Here is a 17,008-nt window from a genome sequence, read left to right on the forward strand (position 1 = left end):
CCACTCCATTCGCCCAGGTGGCGCGCGAATTGGAAATGCTTTCCTCAATACACTGGCCGGGCTTGAGGACCGGGACGATTCAGAGCATGCCGCGCGGCCGCTCCGAGGTGGTCATCCTCGTCCTGGGCGGCGACCCCGACCGGGCCGCGGCGAAGGTGAGAGTCACAAAGAACCCCAATCTCATCACCGCGACGGTCGGCCGGGCGAAGGACCGCCTTTACGTCATCGGCGACCGCTCCGCCTGGTCCCAGTACCCATACCTCGACGTCGTCAGCGACCTGCTGGGCTGACGCCAAAAAGCCGACGGAGGCCGCCGTGCCCCGTCGGAGGCAATTTGGCCCGCCGACGTCGGCGCCGCTCGCCTGAACTCAGACGGCATGCGAACGCGCGCCGGCCGAGAAACCGCCGATTGCCGAAAGGAAGGCTTGGCGGCCTCAGTCGAGGTCTCCCGATTCAACGACGTCGACGGCTTGCACGCCCTCCACCTCCGACAGCGCACGCATGAGGGCGTCCTGCGGATAGGGGCCTTCGAAACGCATGACCACGCGCATTCCCGGCCCTTCCTCCGTCGTGATCGACGACGTCGAATTCACCGTGGCCCGGTATCCGTGGCGGGTGGCGGTCAGGAGGATTCGGCGCATGACGCCGTGTCCGGACTCGTATTCGATGACCGTCCGGTTGTTGCGGTGACTCGAGGGAAGCTTGTTCGAAAGCGGCCCGAGCAAAAAGACGAGGGCATAGTGCAGCAGAAGAACGACGATCGCAACCGGTGTCATGTGGGCGCCGCACGCCATCCCCATCGCGGCGGACACCCACACCGTGGCCGCCGTCGTCAGGCCCTTGACGGTGTCGTTGTTGACGAAGATCACGCCCGCGCCGAGGAAGCCGATGCCCGAGACGATCTGCGCGGCGATTCGGGAACGGTCCAGGCCCGCCGCATCCGGGGGCGTAAACCCGTAGGCCGAGACGAGCGTGAACAGGCACGAGCCGAGGCCGACGAGCACATGCGTCTTAACGCCGGCGTTCTTCTGGTGGAACTGGCGTTCGACTCCGAGAAGCAGGCACAGAACAAAGGTCGCGACGACGGCGACGATTTGATCCGGGAGGTTGTGAAGGTCGAAGTTGCCCATGGGCGCCCCTTTGCGTGACTTCATACGGACTGAAGCCAACAGTCTACGTCGTTTGGCCTCGGAGCGGGAGACCCGAAAACACTGGCGCCTCTTCGGCCGCAGACGGCTTTCACCGCGGACGTCAGCAAGCGCACGCGCTTCGCCGCCGGGCGGGCCTTCGGCCTTTTTGACCGCGGCGCCGGACGGGCCCGGCCCGCCTGCCCTCAGCCTCGGGCGCCCGCAATCCTCACAGCGGGGCGCACCCTCGCAGACGAAATGCCGCGAGTCGGTTTTCCAAGGCGCTGGCGGACCTGGCCGTGCAGCACGGTCCCCGAGACAACGGAGCCCGCAACCGGCGCCTCCCCCGCGAACACGGTGAACGTCCACGCCTCGCGCCGCTCCGAGTCGGGCATCTCGCGGCCGCATTGGAAGGTCAGGGCGCCCCACAGCTGGCGGATCATGAGGGAACGTGTGTCAAAGCCCTCCACGGTGAAGGCCTCGGACGGGGCGCCCGCGACGTCGTCATAGCTGCCCATCGCCACACCCGCCGGCGACGTCGCCGCGACGAACAGGGTCCATGCGTCTCCCTCGTCGCAGGCGTCGACTCCCTCGCCGATCCTCCCGTCCAGGAAATCGGGCTTGAGCACCTCGGGCTGATCTGCTCGGGCTCCCTCCGGCGCCGGGACGCGCACATCGAATCTCGACGGATCGGGCACGAGAAGCGGCGCGAACGCCGTTGCGTCGGAGAATCGAGCCGTCCGAAAGCGCTCGGCGAGGCTGCGGGCCGCATCCTCGGCGGCCTTCCAGACCGTTTTCTCGAACGCCTCAGCCAGGTATCCGACGTCGGGCAGCGGGAGGCCGGCCCTCGACAAAGCCGCCGCTGCCGACGGCGCGGCAACCCAACCCGACTCGGCGAGCTTGCGCATCGCATTCCCGCCAGCCGCCTTCCCGCCGATCTCCATTGCGCCGGTCACAGCCCCGCAGCCGCCTCTCCCGTCAAACGGCTTCGGCCGCCGCCTGCGCGTACTCCTCGTCGGTCACCGGCCTGCTCCATTCCACGGGCCCGTCGGGGCCTTTGAGCGTCACGGCGACATGCGTCATTTCGGCGTCGGGGACAGCCCCGTGCCAGTGGCGCACTCCCGCCGGAGTGTATGCGCTCTCGCCGGTGCGGACGCGCACGGCCGGCTTGCCCTCCTCCTTGTAGAGGGCCTCTCCCGCGGTCACGACGAGGAGCTGGGCGACGGGATGGGCGTGCCAGTTGTTCCGAGCCCCCGGCTCGAACGTGACCGCGCCCGCATTGAGCAGGTCATTGTCTTCAAGCGGATGCATGTAGGCGGCGCCGGTGAACATCCCCTCGGGAAGCCGATCGCCGCGCGGGAAAATCTGAGTGCTCACGACTCCTCATCCTCCATACGCAGAACACTTGTTTCCATCCTAATGGAAGGCGATGGCTGTTGAAAACAGGCTCAAGGCCGACTAAAGTCGCGCGCCTCGGGCGATCCCCCGCCCGCCCCGGCGCTTCGCGCTGAGCTTGAAAACGAAGCGCACCGCGCCCGCCCTTCGCCTCGCCGCGTAGAATCGTTGCGCCGTTTCAACAGCTGTTTCAACAAAGGAGGGTTCCATGTCCCAACATACCTGCGGATGCGGTCACGATCACGGCGAGAAAGCCGGGAACGCGGAGGCGAAGGCTTCGACGCCGGCGTCCGCCTACAAGGTCCTCGACACCTCCGAGGACGAGGTCCTCGACGTCCACGCCATCCCGCATTTCGTCCGCCACGCGGCAATTCTCGGCGCCCTGGCCTCGCTGAGCCCGGGATTTGCGCTGACGATCAAAGCGGGACACCTGCCCGCTCCGCTTCTCGCCCAAGTCGAGCAGCTCCCGGGCTCCTTCGCCTACGAAGTCCTCGCCGACGGACCCGAGTTCTGGCTCGTGAAGATCACCCGCGAAAGCCTGTGACGCCTCTCTCGCCAATCGGCTCACCGGCCGGAAGCGCCGGTGAGCCGACCCCGTGAAGGGGGGCTTTCGCCCGGTCTTCGCCCCACTCCCCCGCCCGCCCCGGTCGGCGCCCTGCCCGCCTTAGGCGGGCGGCGGACGCTTGCGATTGGGATGCACCGGAGGGTCCGGGCGTAGGATAGCCCGCATGAAAGTCGCATCTTCGCGCAAGAAAGGCAGCGCCGCGGCGCACGCCGGATCGGCGGGCCTCGGCTTGGCCGCCCTGGGGGTCGTCTTCGGCGACATCGGAACCAGCCCCCTATACGTTCTGCGCACGGTCTTCACGCTCGACGGCGGCGCCGTGCGCCTGGACGAAGACGACATAACCGGCGTCATCTCCTGCATCATCTGGGTTCTCGTCCTCATCGTCACGGTCAAGTACGTGTGCTTCGTTCTGCGCGCTGACAACGAGGGCGAGGGCGGAATCCTCGCCCTCGCCACAAGGGTCCGCCGCAGCCTGAAACCCGGCCGGATCGCCTCCGCCGTCGCGCTCCTCGGCGTTTTCGGAGCGGCCCTGTTCTTCGGCGATTCAGTCATCACCCCCGCGATATCGGTCCTTTCCGCCGTCGAAGGACTCGAGGTGACCTTTCCCCATATGGCCGAATACGTCGTCCCGGCGGCGCTCGCGATCCTGTCCGCGCTTTTCTTGGCCCAGCGCAAGGGAACGTCGAAGATGGGAAAGGTCTTCGGCCCGATCATGCTGACCTGGTTTGGAATCCTGGCGTGCATGGGGATACCCCACATCGTCGGCAACCCGCGCATCCTCGTGGCGCTGTCCCCCGTGGAGACCGTCTCCTTCATCTCGCGCCACCCGGGAACCACCTTCGTCGCTCTGGGCGCGATCGTCTTGGCTGTGACAGGGGCGGAGGCCCTCTACGCCGACATCGCCCATTTCGGACGCCGGGCGATACAGGGCACGTGGCTCGCCGTCGTCCTGCCCTCTCTGACCCTGTGCTATCTGGGCCAGGGCGCCCTTCTCATCGACAGGCCGCAGGCGCTGAGCAATCCCTTCTTCATGCTCGTTCCCAGCAGCCTGACCGTGCCCCTCGTCTTCATGGCCACCTTGGCGACCCTCATCGCCTCGCAGGCGGTGATCTCGGGCGCGTACTCGATCGCGCGGCAGGCCTCCCACTTGGGCTACCTCCCGCACATGAAGGTCAAGCACACCTCGGCGACGGAGTCCGGCCAAATCTACCTTCCGGCCGTCAACCTGCTGCTTTTCGCCTCCGTCGCATCGATCATCCTCATTTTCCAGGACTCCGAGCGGCTCTCCGCCGCTTACGGACTGGCGGTCACCACGGACTTCCTTCTGACGACGTCGCTCCTGTTGCTGCTTACCCGGGCGGGCTGGCGCTGGCCCGCGTGGGCGACGGGTTTGGCCGCCGCCGTGCTCCTGGCCGTCGAACTTCCGCTTTTCGCCGCGAACGTCACGAAGATCGCGACGGGCGGCTGGCTTCCGCTCCTGATCGCGACGTTCATGCTCGTTGTCATGACCACGTGGAGGCGCGGCGAGGAACTCGTGACGCATTCGCGCCGAGCCGGCGAGGGAAGCCTCTCCGAGTATCTCCGGGGTTTGGCGTCCTCCGCCGTTCGGCGAATCCCCGGAACCGCCATCTACCCGCATTCGATGCTCACAACCACGCCCCTCGCATTGAAGAAGAACACAGAGATCAACCGAGTGCTGCATGACAACGTCGTCATCGTCTCGATCAAGACCCTTCCCACGCCGCACGTTCCCCGTTCGAAGCGGGTGGTTCTCGACGAGATCGCCTCGCCGGTGCGAGGCGTCACGCATCTGACCGTCCGCTAGGTACTCATGGACGAACGGGACCTGACGGAGACCATCCGCCACGGCCAGCGGACCCTCAAGCTTTCCTGGAAACTCGACGACGAAGCCTTCTTCATGCTCTCCCACATCCACATCATGGAAGGGAGCAAACGCTCGATGTGGAAATGGCGCAAGAAGCTCTTCATCGGCCTTTCCCGCGTTTCGGCCTCGCCCTCGTGGGTGAACAAACTCCCCAAGGACAGAACCGCGGAGATATCGATGCGCGTCCTCATCTAGGCGCATGCGGGCGCGCATGCGAAGGAGCTCTCCGCGTGAAGGGAGGCCCGCCGCATGAGCAGAGCCCCGCGTGAAGGGAGGCCCGTCCAAAGCGCGCCCCGCCGCGTGAAAAGCGCCGCTGCCGGGCTCCGTCGAGAAGCCCCCTCCGCAGCTTCACCGGGGCGGCCCCGGGTAAACGTCCTGGATCCACAGGACGCTCGCCCTCGGGTCGACGGCGAGCACGGCCTCCTCGGCCTCGTCGTAAACGGACTCGACGCTGTCAGGCCCGTCCTGTCCGCCCGAGAGGATCGAGAGGCGCACGCATCCCGAATCCTCCCAGCGTCGGACCGACGCCCCTCCCCACAATCCGAAGGCTTCGCGAGGCCCTCGGCCATCCAGGTCGGGGGTGAGCCCGAGCATCCAAGCGTCGAGCGCATCGCGCACGGCCTTCCAGACGCCCGCTGACGGCGCCGGGGCGCAGGCCTCCGTCGGAATCTGTGGAGCGACCGCCTCTCGAGCGCTCCCTGACGGCACGATTTTCACCGACACTTCGACGAGGCAGTCTTCTGTCCAGCCGTCGACGCCGCCCGCCCAACCGGGTCTGGCCTTCGCCGTCGCGCGCCGCCAGACGCCTCGCGGTTCGGACGCGCCCTTGCCGTCCCCGCAGGCATCGCCAGCTTCGCCTTTCCGCATGCCGCATTTCTGGCCGTCGGCGTTCCCGCCCCCGGAGCCCAGACGGCTTTCGTCGCACTCAAGCCCGCCGGCGTTCCCGTCGCTGCCCTTGCCGGCGCGATCCCGGCGGCTTTCACAGCCCCTGCCGCTTCGGTTTACCATGCCGCCATTATCCAGAATCTAAGCGCAGCTCGGCTCGCGTCGCCCCAGGGTGTTCTGACGGCGACTGCTGACGCCTGCTGAAAACGAGAGAATACGAGGGGTTTGCCGGAACAAGGCGAAGAGACTGCGACGGCGGTCCGCCTCCTGTGCAAAACCGACGCACCCTGTATGCTTGGCAGCATGACCGAACTTGGAGTCACAGGAGAGCATACAACCGACGGAATCCCGCACGGTTCGACAAGTCTCACCCCTTTCCTCGCCATTATCGGCGCGGAAGAGGCCTTGGACTTCTATCGCTCGGTGTTCGACGCCCGGATAGTCGATGTCACGGAATTCGACGGCGTGGTGGTCCATGCCGAGATCGACTTCGGGAAGGGCAAGCTGCAGGTGGGCGAACCCAATCCCGAGTACGGTTTGGTCCCGCCGCCTTCCGAAGGCGCCTGCTATTCCTTGGGCCTATATTGCCCCAACGTCGACGACGTCGTGTCGCGGGCCCTCGCCGCGGGCGCGACCCTGCGCGAAGAGCCGAGCACCTTCATCTCCGGCGACCGCTACGCTTCGATTCTCGACCCGTTCGGCGTGCGATGGTCGATCATGTCCAGGGTCGAAGACATATCCGAAAGCGAGAGCGCTCGGCGCGTGGCCGAGTGGGCCGCCGGGCGCGCCACGAGCTGACTGAAAATATTTCACTGACCGAATCTCTCTTTTGCAGACTGCGCTCGCGCCTCGAAGCGCTCCGCCTTTTTACCGATTGAAACCGACGCTCGCCCTCAGAGAACCGAGCCGCCTTTCCCTCGCCTGTCCTCAGTAAGCTCAGGGCCATGAAGATTCTGATTCTTGGAGGGACGGCCTGGCTGGGGCATTCGATCGCGGCGGCCGCGCTGGCCGCCGGGCATTCTGTCGTTTGCCTGGCCCGCGGAAATGCGATCCCGGAGGGAGCCGATCTGGTCAACGCCGACCGCGCCCGCGGCGACGCCCTCGCCGGCGTCGCCGCGCGGACGTGGGACGCCGTCGTGGACGTGGCCGGCGATCCGCGCTTTGTCGAACGGGCGGTTCGCGACCTCGCCCCTGCGGCGAAGCGCTTCGTCTTCGTCTCCTCCCTGAACGTCTACGCGGACCCTTCCAAGAAGGGGATCGTCGAAGACGAACCGACTCTGCCTCCCCTGCCCGAAGGCGAGGAGGCCTCCCAGGAAAACTACGGGCGGGCCAAATCCGCCTGCGAGGAGGCCGTTCTCGCGGGATTCGGCCGTGAACGCTCGACGATCGTGCGCCCCGGGCTCATCACGGGGCCCGGAGACCCGACGAACCGCGCCGCATACTGGCCTCTCCGCTTCGCCAAGCCGTCGAATCCGCGGGGCCGCGTGCTCGTTCCCGACGCCTTCGGCCAGGCGTTCTCAATGGTCGACGCGCGCGATCTCGCGGCGTGGATCGTCCGCCTCGTCGAGGCGGAAATCGGCGGAGTCTTCAACGCCGTCGGGAACGTCTCGACGCTGGGCGAACACCTGGAGCAGATTCGCTCGGCGGCCGGCCACACCGGCGAGGTCGTCCGCACTCCGGCGGATTGGCTGCTCGCCCGGGGCGTCGGCTTCTGGGCCGGCCCCAGGTCCCTCCCGCTGTGGGTGCCGGATCCCAGCCTGGAAGGAATGCTGGCAGCGTCGAACGGGAGAGCGCTCGAGGCGGGCCTCAAGCTGCGGCCCGCGCGCGAAACCTACGCCGACCTGCTCGCCTGGGCGCTGGAGAATTCCGTCGATTGCGCGGGGCACTCGGGGCTGAGCGACGCCGAGGAACGCGAACTTCTCGACGCTCTCGATCGGGAATGACGGCCTGCTCCCCCGCGCCGAGAGCGCCCCACGGGCCCCGCGGATTCAACGAGCGCGGACGCCGCGAATGAATATGGCGGACAGCACGGCCAGTGCCGCGGACGCTGCGCCAAGCCACGCGAAGCTGCCCGTCGCCGTGAGGATCGCGGCCCCCGCCGACGAAGCGACGAACTGCGCAAAATACTGAGCGGCGCTGTTGAGCGCCAATGCGGTCCCTTGCAATCGGGGGTTGAGAGTGGCGGCGAGAGTCATGAATGCGGGCTGCGCCGAGACGACGCCGACGCTCCACACCATCTGCCCGAGCACAGTTGCGGCCACGGGGCCCGGCAAGAAGGCGACCGCCGTCACACCAAGGGCGGCGGCGCCTCCCGCAACCGCCGTATAGGAGGCGGCGCGCCATCGCGCGAGCAGACGCCCGCCCACGACCGCGCCGACGATTCCCGCCGCGCCCGCCGCGAGCGTCACCCAGGACATTTCCGCCGCCCCGAAGCCGTAGCGGTCCTCGTAGAACGCGCCGATCGACGTGTACGCAACGGCGAATCCCGCGTGCCACAGACCGGTGCTCAGCAGAAGGAGAAGAAGCCCGCGATGGGTCAGCGCCGCCTTCAGCATTCCTGCCACGGCGGCCGAGGCGCCGCCGCGCGGCCCGCCGCCTGTCGCGGATTCGCCGTCGCCCGCGCGCCCGTCAGCCTTCCGCGGTGCGACGCCGGAGAAAACCCGGACCGCCGGGAATATCGCGAGAAAGCCGGGAATGGCAATAAGGAGAAAGGCCCACTGCCAGCCGACGGCGGAGGCCAGAAGCGACCCGATCGGAACTCCGACGACGGTGGCCGACAGCAGCATGCCCGTGATTACTCCGACATTCGCGCCGCGCGTTTGCGGCGTCGAACGGCTGACGACCTCGCCGAAGACCGTCGGCATGACCATCCCCGCGCCAAGCCCCGCGAGCGCGCGGCAGGCAAGGCCGGTCGCAAGATTCGGCGCAGCGAAGGTCAAGGCCGTGCCCGCCCCGAAAACGGCCAATCCCGCGACGGCAACCGGCCGGCGGCCCCGATAGTCCGCCAGCGCCCCGAAGAAAGGGCTTGTGACCGCGTACGCCAGGGCGTATGCCGCCACGAGGAGGGCGGAGAGCGAGGCGGAAGCGCCCCAGCTTTGGAGTATTTCGGGGGCGATCGGGGCTACGACCATGGAGTCGCAGCCCACGAGGAAGGCGACGGCGCCGCCCAGAATCACGGCCGGGCGCGCTGTTCCCGAGCCGTTCCTTTCGCCCGCGGGACTTCCAGCTTCGTTGGCCGAAGACTGTCCGCCGTGCCCGGCACGCCTTCTCCCCGCGGGACTTCCAGCTTCGTTGGCCGAAGGCTTTTCGCCGTGCCCGGCCCTACCCGTCTCAGCCTCGGAGGCGTCCGCGGCGCCCTTCGGATCTTCCGCCGTCTTTTTGCGGCTGTGCGCCTCGTTCTCTGTGTGGTTCATTTTCAACATACCCTTTATTCGATGTTCGACGAATATAGAACATACGGTAGTGCAATACTAGAGGAATGGCAAGGAGTGTTCATCCCGACCTCGCAGACGTGCCCCTGACCGCGGTGCTCGCGGCGCTTTCAGACCCGCTGAGGCTCGGCGTGGTTCGCCTGCTCGCGGACGGATCCGAAAGGCAATGGGGCGAGTTCGACGCGCCCGTCTCCAAATCGACGCTCAGCCACCACATGAAGGTGCTGCGCACCGCGGGGATCACCGCCACACGCGCCGAAGGGACTAGATGCTATGTCCATCTGCGGCGCGAGGAGTTAGACGAAAGGTTCCCCGGCCTGCTCAGCTCGATCCTCGACGCGCAAGGCCAAGGGGCGGTGCCGGTCAAACTCAAGCATTGACGTTTCGCATCGCGTCGTCATAGCGAACGCCGCCGCCTCGGGCACGCCGCCATGCGCCTACGGCGAACCTAGACCCGACCGCCGGGGCCTGCGCCCAGTCGCCGGGGCGAGCCCGTCGGCCATCACAGCAGCCAGCGGCTGCGCGCGATGAGGGACCCTGATTTTCCATTCGCTCCGATGACGGCGATCCTCAACGGCCCGCGGGACCTTCCGGCTTCGGGTGTTTCAGCTGCGGCTGTTTTCATGACGCTCCTTCGAATGGACTTGCTGAATCATGAATCAGGCTAAAGTCTTTAGTATCGTTACGGAAGAAGGCACTTTAAAGTGCTGTAGGAACCCACAGGTGACTAATGCGGAATACAAACGGAAAATCGGCGTCGAAAACGCACAGGAATCAACGGCAGCCGTCCAAGACTCGGCAGACATCGCAGACCCCGCCAGCGGGAGCTCAGCAGCCGTTGGAAGCCCGGTCAGACGAGCCAGGCCCACAACGAAAAGCGCTCGAACCCGCCCCGACAACACCGGCCCATGCCTCGCACACGCATTCCCGGCCCAATCCTCAGGAGGCGCAACCCCCTCGGGAAGATCAAGCCGCGGACGGCCTCCCAGACTGCCCGGTGGAAGTTACGCTCAGCTTCATCTCCAGCCGATGGCGCATCCTCATCATCCGGGACCTGCTCAAGGGCGCATGCAGATTCAGCGAATTGCAGCGTTCGGTACGCGGAATCTCGCAGAAGATGCTCACATCGAATCTGCGCGCAATGGCCGATTGCGGGCTGGTCACGCGAACCGTCTACGCCGAGGTCCCGCCCAGGGTCGAATACGCCCTCACGGAGTTGGGTATGAGCCTCTCCCCCGTCTTCGCCGCCCTTGAATCTTGGGGCGAAGCGTACAAAGATGAGGCTGCGTCGCAGGCGTGCGGCGCCACCGAGGGAAAGTAAAGGCTGGGCGAGGCGACATGAAAGCCGTGGTGGTTTACAAGGCCGGCGGACCGGAGGCCTACTACACCGCCCGCATCAGGCCGGGCGGAACCGTGGCTATCCCAGAATTCGACGAATGAGCCCGCCCCGAGCCGGGCAATGTCGATGGGCGGCCCGAAGCGGTCAGAAACATCGGGAGCCGCAAGGAAGCCTGCGAGCGATCACTAAGACTAGAAAACAAAATAATTAGCCATAATCGATATTACGATCGGGTTGCAGACGCTGAGAACGATCGCCAGGATCGAGTAAGCCTTGTTTCTCGCGTCCCCCTCTTTCGAAGAGAAAACCAAGCCGGAGATTCCCAGAGAAAAACCCGCAATGGCCCATATCCCGGCCAACATCATCAGGATGATGAGGAAGAAGAGGTTGGCCATGCCGTCGTCGGGAAACGCGCCGGGATCGGCGAGCGGCGCTTCAAAGAGGTCATGGATGCCTTGCCTGAAGAGAAGCACCGCTACGACGTTCACAAGCAAAGCGGAGGCGGAAACCCAGAATCCGGCCACCCCCAGTGCCCCACGTGAGCGCCTCGCAGGCTTCTTGCCGCCCCACGCGCTTCCTCCGACCGGACCGGGCGCCTGGGCATTGGCGTAAGAAACGCCCGGCTGTTGCCGATTCCAATCATATCCAGGATGACCGCCGCCGTAGCCGCTGTTTTCGTACATCTTCATTCCTTCCCGCTTGCCGTCAAGTTTCATTTGCGCATCCGAAACGGATGGGGCGAAGATTTCCTGCATTCTATCTAGAGACGCCCCGCCCGGAAAACAAACGGCTGGGGCGAAGTCCACGCCCGTCTCATCCCGGACTTCGCCCTTGCAACATCCCGAACTCGGCCCTTTCCGCATCTCGAACCCTCCCTGCCATCGTTCAACGTTCGCGTCAGTCGAATTCCAGGTCCACGCGTCCCCAATGCCGTCTTTCCCGAGCAGACCGTGTTTTCTCAAGCAGACCGGCATTGCGCAGAGGCGAAAGCATACGTACGATGAAGCGGGTCAGCCCGTCGTCTCCAGGAAGCCGTCGCCTTCGTCCGAAAGGCGAGGCCCTCGGCAAGGTTCCGCGCGAGTGAGCCGAATGCTCTCGGGTCCGGAAGCAAGGACGGGATCATGAACAAGGACGGACAACAAAGAAGCGCGAGCCAAGGCAAATGGAATTGAAGTCCGAGTACATGTTGTTGAGTGCGCCGTATCGCTTTGAATTGCATCATCTCACGCCCCTCGCTCCGAAAGTGATCGCCGAGGACCTGCTGTCGGTCGCGCCGCCTCGGCGCGCATCCGAAAGCCGCAGTTCGGCGATGAAGGACCTGGCCGAGTGCGCAATGAGGAGGCTTGCCGCGGCAGGTGCGCAGGCCCCGGCGGAAGGCGGCGCGTCCGCACTGCGGCTCATCGCCGACGTCTACGGAAGGTTTCCCGACGAGGCGCGCATTTCAAACGATCTTTCCTTTGCCGCGAAAGAAATGTACCTTTCCGGGTCCGACGGCGCAGGCGAGGCCTCCGTCGAGGAGGCGGCGCAGGCCTCCGCTGCGCCGCGGATCCCGGATTCGACGCAAACCCTCGATTCGGTCCGCGCCCTCGCGCCGCGCCTGGGCCCGTTCGAAAAGCTCGGCGTCAAGAAGGCGAAAGAGAGCGCGGAAGAGGGCGTCGCGTTCCAGCCGGCGAACCTCGCAATCGATCAGGCGAGCCACGCGGCCTCCTCCACGCAGTGGAGGGTTCCCGCGTGGCTCATGGCGGTCGCCGACAACCGCGGCCCCTTGGGCTTGAGCGACGCCTTCGTCGTCTTTCTGCTGTCCGCAGCCTACAGCTCGCAGCTCATCGACGACGAGGCGGCGACGGAAGCGATCGAACACTATGGAGGGAAAATCGCCGCTTTGTACACGGGATGGGAGCAGTTCCTTGCCTCGTGCGCTTTGGGCGCCATCCTTGCGGGCGAACCGTCAAACGGCAATTCGAACGACGGGAGTCTGTTGAGCGCCGTCTACGGCTTCGCGATTTCGCCCGCCCCCGTGTTCGAGGCGGCCGGCTTTTGGCCTCGCCCTGACTTGAGCTGGCTCGCCGAGAATCTGGCGCCCCTGCTGCCGGCGCAGACGCTCGCCGAATACAAGGCGCACGTCGATGCCGTGAAACCTCCTGCGCCGAAGGCCTCGCACGCTCCCGGCCCCCAACGGTTCGCCTCCCGCATCCTTTTCGAGGAGGCGCGGCGGGTCCTCGCCCGCAATTCGGCGAGCCAGGCCGAGTACAGGCGCTGCTGCGAAGCCGCCGACGGCATTTGGGCTGAGACGGCGCGCCGCCACGGGGTGGACTTCATTCTTCTCGACCCGGCCAACGCCGCAGCCGTCCATCTGCCCGACCTGTCTCGCAAGAAAGGCTCGGAACCCGCGCACTCGAACTGGTTTTGGCCGGCTTTCAGGGCCCTCAAGGACGAAGTCGAGGGCGTGCCCTTCGCCTGGATGGACTGCCCCGGATCCGCGGGCTTCCTCTTGACGTCGTCGTGCGTCTACCGAGTCGAGCGCAAAACGGAGGCCGCGACGCCGACGACGGCGCAGATCCCCTGGGACCGAACGGAGTTCCGATGCGCGGCAACCGATTCGAACGGCATAGCGATTTCAATCGGCGGCGAGGCGACGCGTGAACTGAACGTCGACTACGAGGCGTTGGGCCTGCCCGGCGCCTACCGCGACAAAGACCCGGAAATCGTGGCCGCCGTGCTCAACCCGCACATTGAGCGGCTCGATTCCTTCTTCGCCGACCTCCCGTGGCGGGTCATGGACTGGCAGTGGCACGAGGAGTGAGGCCGCAGGAAGGCGCGGGACGGCGGACGCCCTGCCTGCAGCTGCGACCCCTTTGCCGCGAGGCCGGCGAGGCCCTGGCGGCGCTCGGTGCGTCTTAACCGTCCGGCTGGGTCACCTGACGGCCCAGCTCGGAAGGCCCACCATGTAGCTCTCGATCGGCCCCTGACCGAAGTTGTCAGCGAAGACGATTCTGCTCAGATCGCGCGAGGCGCTCGCCTGCGGCTTGAAGAAATCCGGGTCGCCGGCCGCCTGGGGGGCCGCGTCCTTCGATGAACCGCCGATCGCGGAAGCGTTCGTTCGGACGTTGGCCACGCTCAGCGCCCGTCCGCCGGCTTTCAGCTCGACCAGCCACACCTTCCGGTAGTCGGCTCGCTCCTGGGGCGCCGATTCGTCTGAAACGTCGTCTTTCTTCTCCCCGTACGTCGAAACCACGGCCCACCCGGGCTTGTCGTACGCCTGTCCGCTGATGTCCAACGTGTAGTTTTCGCCTTTGGCGGGGTAAAGGCTGCGCAGGCCGATCCGCTCGTGGGAGTCGAGGTCGACGGCGGAGAGTTGGTTTTTGCCGTAGTCGGCGAATACGTAATAGTCCTGCTTTTGCGGGCCGTATGCCATGCCCGCGTGCTTCGACGTCGTCGGAAGCTCGAAAGAGTCCTTGAGGTCGCGGGTGTAGGCGCGGGTCCCTCCGGCGTCCCCCGGCCACGAGACGACGACGTGCCTGCCGCTCGGCGAGGCGCTGACATAGTCTGGGAAAGCTCCGGGCTTAGGGAAGTTCCTCGCATCCAGCGCGCCCACGATTCGCTTGTCCTTGACGTCGAGCACGACCACTCCATAGACGTTCCTGGTCTGAGTGGCCTCGTCGTGCCGCGTCGCGGTGAGGGCGAGATACCGCCCGTCGGCGCTGGCCGTGCCCCGGCCCTTCGTCGAAAACGACGTGGCCTGGGACCATGGCGTCTTGCCGGAGAAGTCGAACATGACCTCGCCTTTCTCGGCCTCGACGTCGTACGTCCACCACGTGGTCCCGCCGTCGCGCAAAGTGAAGTGCAGCAGGTTCGGATCCGAAGCGTGCCAGATCGGCTCGCAATTGCCCTTGAGCTCGCCGAGTTTCTTGATCTGCTTGAACGTGGCGGCGTCGTAGAGGTACCAGGCGCCCTGCCCGTCGCGCGCGATGAAACGAGTGTTGTCGGCGTTGAAGGCCTGTTTGTGCGAGTTGTCGTGGCGCACGAAGTCGCCCCCGGCCTTGCCGGCGTCCGTCGCCCGATAGACGAAGGTCTTGTTGGCGGGATCGAGCGTCGCCGATTTCTTCAGACCCTCCGCGACCGCAGGCTTTTCCATGGCGCCCGCAGGGTCGGCAGACAGAGCCGCGAGGCCGAAATCCCGGTCGTAAAGCGAGTCGAAAGGGTTGGACAGCTTGGGCTCCTCCGATTTGACCGCCGCCTTCGTGAAATCCCCCGAGGGGGAAGGAGCCCCGCGATGCCCCGAGGGCGCCGCCGTCGGCTTCGCCCCGGCGCCTGCCTTGTGCTCGCTCGCCCCGGCGCGGGCGCCAGGCGCCGTCGAAGCCTCCGCGCTCGGGGACTGCCCCGGTTCCGTCGAGGAATTGCCCGCGTCCGATCCGCGGCAGCCCGCCAGAGCAAGCACCGCAGCGACGCAAAGGGCTCCGACGCGCGCCGAAGAAAGGGGCCAGCTGCTCATGGTTCAACGCTACTTTCCGACATCGACATGGGCAAGGCGCAGATAGTACGGTTTTCAATGAATTCCGTCATTCTCTTTGGGCGGCGGCCGGCCCCTACGGACCGAAGGCCCAGGATCGAGAGCCGCAGGGCTCGATCGGAAGCCGAAAAGATGAAAGCCCCCGCCTATTCGCGCGGCTGGGAAGGCGAAATCCGCCCCCGCGCGGGAATGACGGACTTCATGAGCCTGTTGCCTTTCCTTCCGGTTCCGACGAAGGCCGCGAGCAGCGAACGCCCCCATGGGCGCTTGAAAACCGACATGGCAAGGGCGCGCGCCGTCCCGCCTGCCCTGCCCGCGGGAGTGAAGAAAGCCCTGTTGCGCGCACCGACTTTCTGGTAGTGCCTGATGAACGGACGCGACCTGGCCTCCCACTCTTCGAGCGCCCCTTCGACGTCGCCCTTCCTCCGCCCGATGATCGCGGTCAGCAAATTCGCGCTCGCCAGCGCGGTGGAGGCCCCCATCCGCGAGTACAGGGTCAGGCACCATCCGGCGTCGCCCATAAGCACGACCCGCCCCTTGTGCCATCGGTCCATCCGGACCTGCACAGCCTCGTCGAAAAGGCTCTCGTCGGCGCGCTCGAGCTGATCGATCGCGGCCTTGACCGGCGGGGCCGCGACCGGGCCGTACACCTCGCGGATTCGAGCGGCAGGCGAGGCGGCCTCGAACTCGGCGGCGACGTCGTCGGACTTGTAGCTGAACATGAGGGTGGCCGGACGATCCTTGAAGGGAAACACCCAGAGCGACTTTCCGGCCTCGGCGAAGGTCGCGCCTTGGCCGCGTTCGAGCCCCGGAAGATCCTCGGGAATCTGAGAGGCGACGATCATGTACCCCAAATGCCGGATGTACTTCTCGTCCGGCCCGAAGACGAGCTTGCGGACCGTGGAGTGCACGCCGTCGGCGCCCACCAGCAGGTCGTAGCGCTCGCGGCTTTCCGTGCCGTCCGAAGAGTTTTTGAGCCACACGTCGACGCCGGCGCCGTCCTGCTCGATGCGCGTCGGGACGGTCGAGTACCGCACGTCGATCTTCGGATCAAGCGCGTCGATCGCCTCGTAGGCGGCGTTTTCAATGTCGCTGCGAAGCAAGAGCCACGGGTCGCCCGGAAGGTCGCCGAAGCCGAGCCCTCGACGTTTTTCACCGTTTTTGCCCAGTGCGCAGTTGTCTCGAACTTTGGGCGCCCTGTTGTGTATTCCGTCGAATCCCAGTTGTTTCGCAGCCACTTTGCCGACGGCGAAGAGCCCGACGAAGTAGCCTCCGCGACGGCGTTCGGGGGCGCGCTCCACGACGGTCACGTCCCACCCGCATTCGTACAGCCCCTTGGCCATAGCCATGCCGGAAATTCCGAGCCCGACGATCAGTGCACGCTGTGAGCCGTTTCGTTCGTCCATGAATCGAACATAGACGATCCCGATGAGATTCCGCTGCGGGCATCCACGATGTGGTCGCGGGCGGACCGCGGGCGCCGCCCGGCAAAAGCCCGTTGGGGAAAGCGCCCCTTCGCTGCGCGCATCCGAATCGCTGACAATCGTCACTCGAATCCCTCCACGATGGACTGCGCGGCGCCCGACCCGTTACAGTTCCAATAGAAAATTTCACGGGTATACCGCACTTGGACGCCCCAAGCACGCAGACGGACCGACGCTCGGATCACGCGCGTGCCTCGCGCTTTCCCGGCAACCCGCGAATCGCCGATGAGAGGGACAAGGACAAGGGATTTGACGAGCGAGCAGCCGACGACGGCGGGCAGCGCCTCGGACTGCGCGGCGCAGGAAGAGCGCATGCCGTCGGGGGAATCCATGCAAGAAGGGCACACGTCAGAAGAGCACACGCTGGACGGCGTGACATCGGACGGG

General features: G+C 66.0%; 17 protein-coding genes and 1 pseudogene. 8 read left to right on the top strand and 10 right to left on the bottom strand.

All coding sequences use genetic code 11. From position 1 onward, the window contains the following. Positions 1-290, top strand: a 290-nt coding sequence (locus tag ACO48X_RS02385) for a P-loop NTPase family protein (protein ID WP_485000184.1), incomplete at its 5' end; no start/stop codon positions are given. 144 nt (positions 291-434) lie between these two features. Here the strand turns inward: ACO48X_RS02385 and ACO48X_RS02390 are convergent. From ACO48X_RS02390 to ACO48X_RS02400, 3 genes are all read right to left on the bottom strand, one after another. Then, positions 435-1,130 (bottom strand): MgtC/SapB family protein, encoded by a 696-nt coding sequence (locus tag ACO48X_RS02390; protein WP_485000186.1) that lies wholly within the window; start codon positions 1,128-1,130, stop codon positions 435-437. A 203-nt stretch (positions 1,131-1,333) separates the two neighbouring features. Next, positions 1,334-2,083, bottom strand: a complete 750-nt coding sequence (locus ACO48X_RS02395) for a hypothetical protein (protein WP_485000188.1) — start codon at positions 2,081-2,083, stop codon at positions 1,334-1,336. Between the two features lie 22 nt (positions 2,084-2,105). Further along, positions 2,106-2,504: a cupin domain-containing protein gene (locus ACO48X_RS02400; RefSeq protein WP_485000190.1), complete on the bottom strand. Its 399-nt coding sequence runs from the start codon at positions 2,502-2,504 to the stop codon at positions 2,106-2,108. A 226-nt stretch (positions 2,505-2,730) separates the two neighbouring features. Between ACO48X_RS02400 and ACO48X_RS02405 the strand changes: the two genes are divergently transcribed. Next, complete coding sequence (locus ACO48X_RS02405; RefSeq protein WP_485000192.1) at positions 2,731-3,066, top strand: DUF2249 domain-containing protein; 336 nt, start codon at positions 2,731-2,733, stop codon at positions 3,064-3,066. A gap of 184 nt (positions 3,067-3,250) precedes the next feature. Continuing rightward, positions 3,251-5,167 (top strand): annotated as a pseudogene (locus ACO48X_RS02410) (potassium transporter Kup). 153 nt (positions 5,168-5,320) lie between these two features. Here ACO48X_RS02410 and ACO48X_RS02415 read toward each other — a convergent pair. Further along, entirely contained in the window at positions 5,321-5,980 is a 660-nt protein-coding gene (locus ACO48X_RS02415) for a hypothetical protein (RefSeq protein ID WP_485000194.1), read from the bottom strand. A 180-nt stretch (positions 5,981-6,160) separates the two neighbouring features. Here ACO48X_RS02415 and ACO48X_RS02420 point away from each other — a divergent pair, with 180 nt between their 5' ends. Continuing rightward, positions 6,161-6,655 carry a VOC family protein gene (locus tag ACO48X_RS02420; protein ID WP_485000196.1) on the top strand — a complete coding sequence of 165 codons (495 nt, stop codon included), beginning with the start codon at positions 6,161-6,163 and terminating at the stop codon, positions 6,653-6,655. 146 nt (positions 6,656-6,801) lie between these two features. Then, the gene (locus tag ACO48X_RS02425) at positions 6,802-7,800 is read left to right on the top strand and encodes an NAD-dependent epimerase/dehydratase family protein (protein ID WP_485000198.1); all 999 of its coding nucleotides are present in this window, start codon (positions 6,802-6,804) and stop codon (positions 7,798-7,800) included. Between the two features lie 45 nt (positions 7,801-7,845). Here ACO48X_RS02425 and ACO48X_RS02430 read toward each other — a convergent pair whose 3' ends face one another. Next, entirely contained in the window at positions 7,846-9,270 is a 1,425-nt protein-coding gene (locus tag ACO48X_RS02430) for an MFS transporter (protein ID WP_485000200.1), read from the bottom strand. 65 nt (positions 9,271-9,335) lie between these two features. Between ACO48X_RS02430 and ACO48X_RS02435 the strand changes: the two genes are divergently transcribed. Then, positions 9,336-9,668 (top strand): ArsR/SmtB family transcription factor, encoded by a 333-nt coding sequence (locus tag ACO48X_RS02435; RefSeq protein WP_485000202.1) that lies wholly within the window; start codon positions 9,336-9,338, stop codon positions 9,666-9,668. A gap of 122 nt (positions 9,669-9,790) precedes the next feature. On the opposite strand, the gene ACO48X_RS02440 is transcribed toward ACO48X_RS02435, so the two are convergent. Next, entirely contained in the window at positions 9,791-9,913 is a 123-nt protein-coding gene (locus ACO48X_RS02440) for a hypothetical protein (protein ID WP_485000204.1), read from the bottom strand. A gap of 372 nt (positions 9,914-10,285) precedes the next feature. Between ACO48X_RS02440 and ACO48X_RS02445 the strand changes: the two genes are divergently transcribed. Then, positions 10,286-10,609, top strand: coding sequence for a winged helix-turn-helix transcriptional regulator (locus tag ACO48X_RS02445; protein ID WP_485000206.1), 324 nt, complete (start codon positions 10,286-10,288; stop codon positions 10,607-10,609). A 209-nt stretch (positions 10,610-10,818) separates the two neighbouring features. Here ACO48X_RS02445 and ACO48X_RS02450 read toward each other — a convergent pair whose 3' ends face one another. Beyond that, positions 10,819-11,382 (bottom strand): hypothetical protein, encoded by a 564-nt coding sequence (locus ACO48X_RS02450; protein ID WP_485000208.1) that lies wholly within the window; start codon positions 11,380-11,382, stop codon positions 10,819-10,821. A gap of 407 nt (positions 11,383-11,789) precedes the next feature. On the opposite strand from ACO48X_RS02450, the gene ACO48X_RS02455 reads away from it, so the two are divergent. Beyond that, a complete protein-coding gene (locus ACO48X_RS02455) occupies positions 11,790-13,430 on the top strand; it encodes a hypothetical protein (protein ID WP_485000210.1) in 1,641 nt (546 codons plus the stop codon). Positions 13,431-13,541: 111 nt separating this feature from the next. Here ACO48X_RS02455 and ACO48X_RS02460 read toward each other — a convergent pair whose 3' ends face one another. From ACO48X_RS02460 to ACO48X_RS02470, 3 genes are all read right to left on the bottom strand, one after another. Continuing rightward, positions 13,542-15,119 (bottom strand): YncE family protein, encoded by a 1,578-nt coding sequence (locus ACO48X_RS02460; RefSeq protein WP_485000212.1) that lies wholly within the window; start codon positions 15,117-15,119, stop codon positions 13,542-13,544. 164 nt (positions 15,120-15,283) lie between these two features. Continuing rightward, the gene (locus tag ACO48X_RS02465) at positions 15,284-16,543 is read right to left on the bottom strand and encodes an FAD-dependent monooxygenase (RefSeq protein WP_485000214.1); all 1,260 of its coding nucleotides are present in this window, start codon (positions 16,541-16,543) and stop codon (positions 15,284-15,286) included. A gap of 140 nt (positions 16,544-16,683) precedes the next feature. Then, positions 16,684-17,008 (bottom strand): hypothetical protein (locus ACO48X_RS02470; protein WP_485000216.1); only part of this gene is annotated, 325 nt, incomplete at its 5' end.

The organism is Peptidiphaga sp. (genome assembly GCF_057238965.1).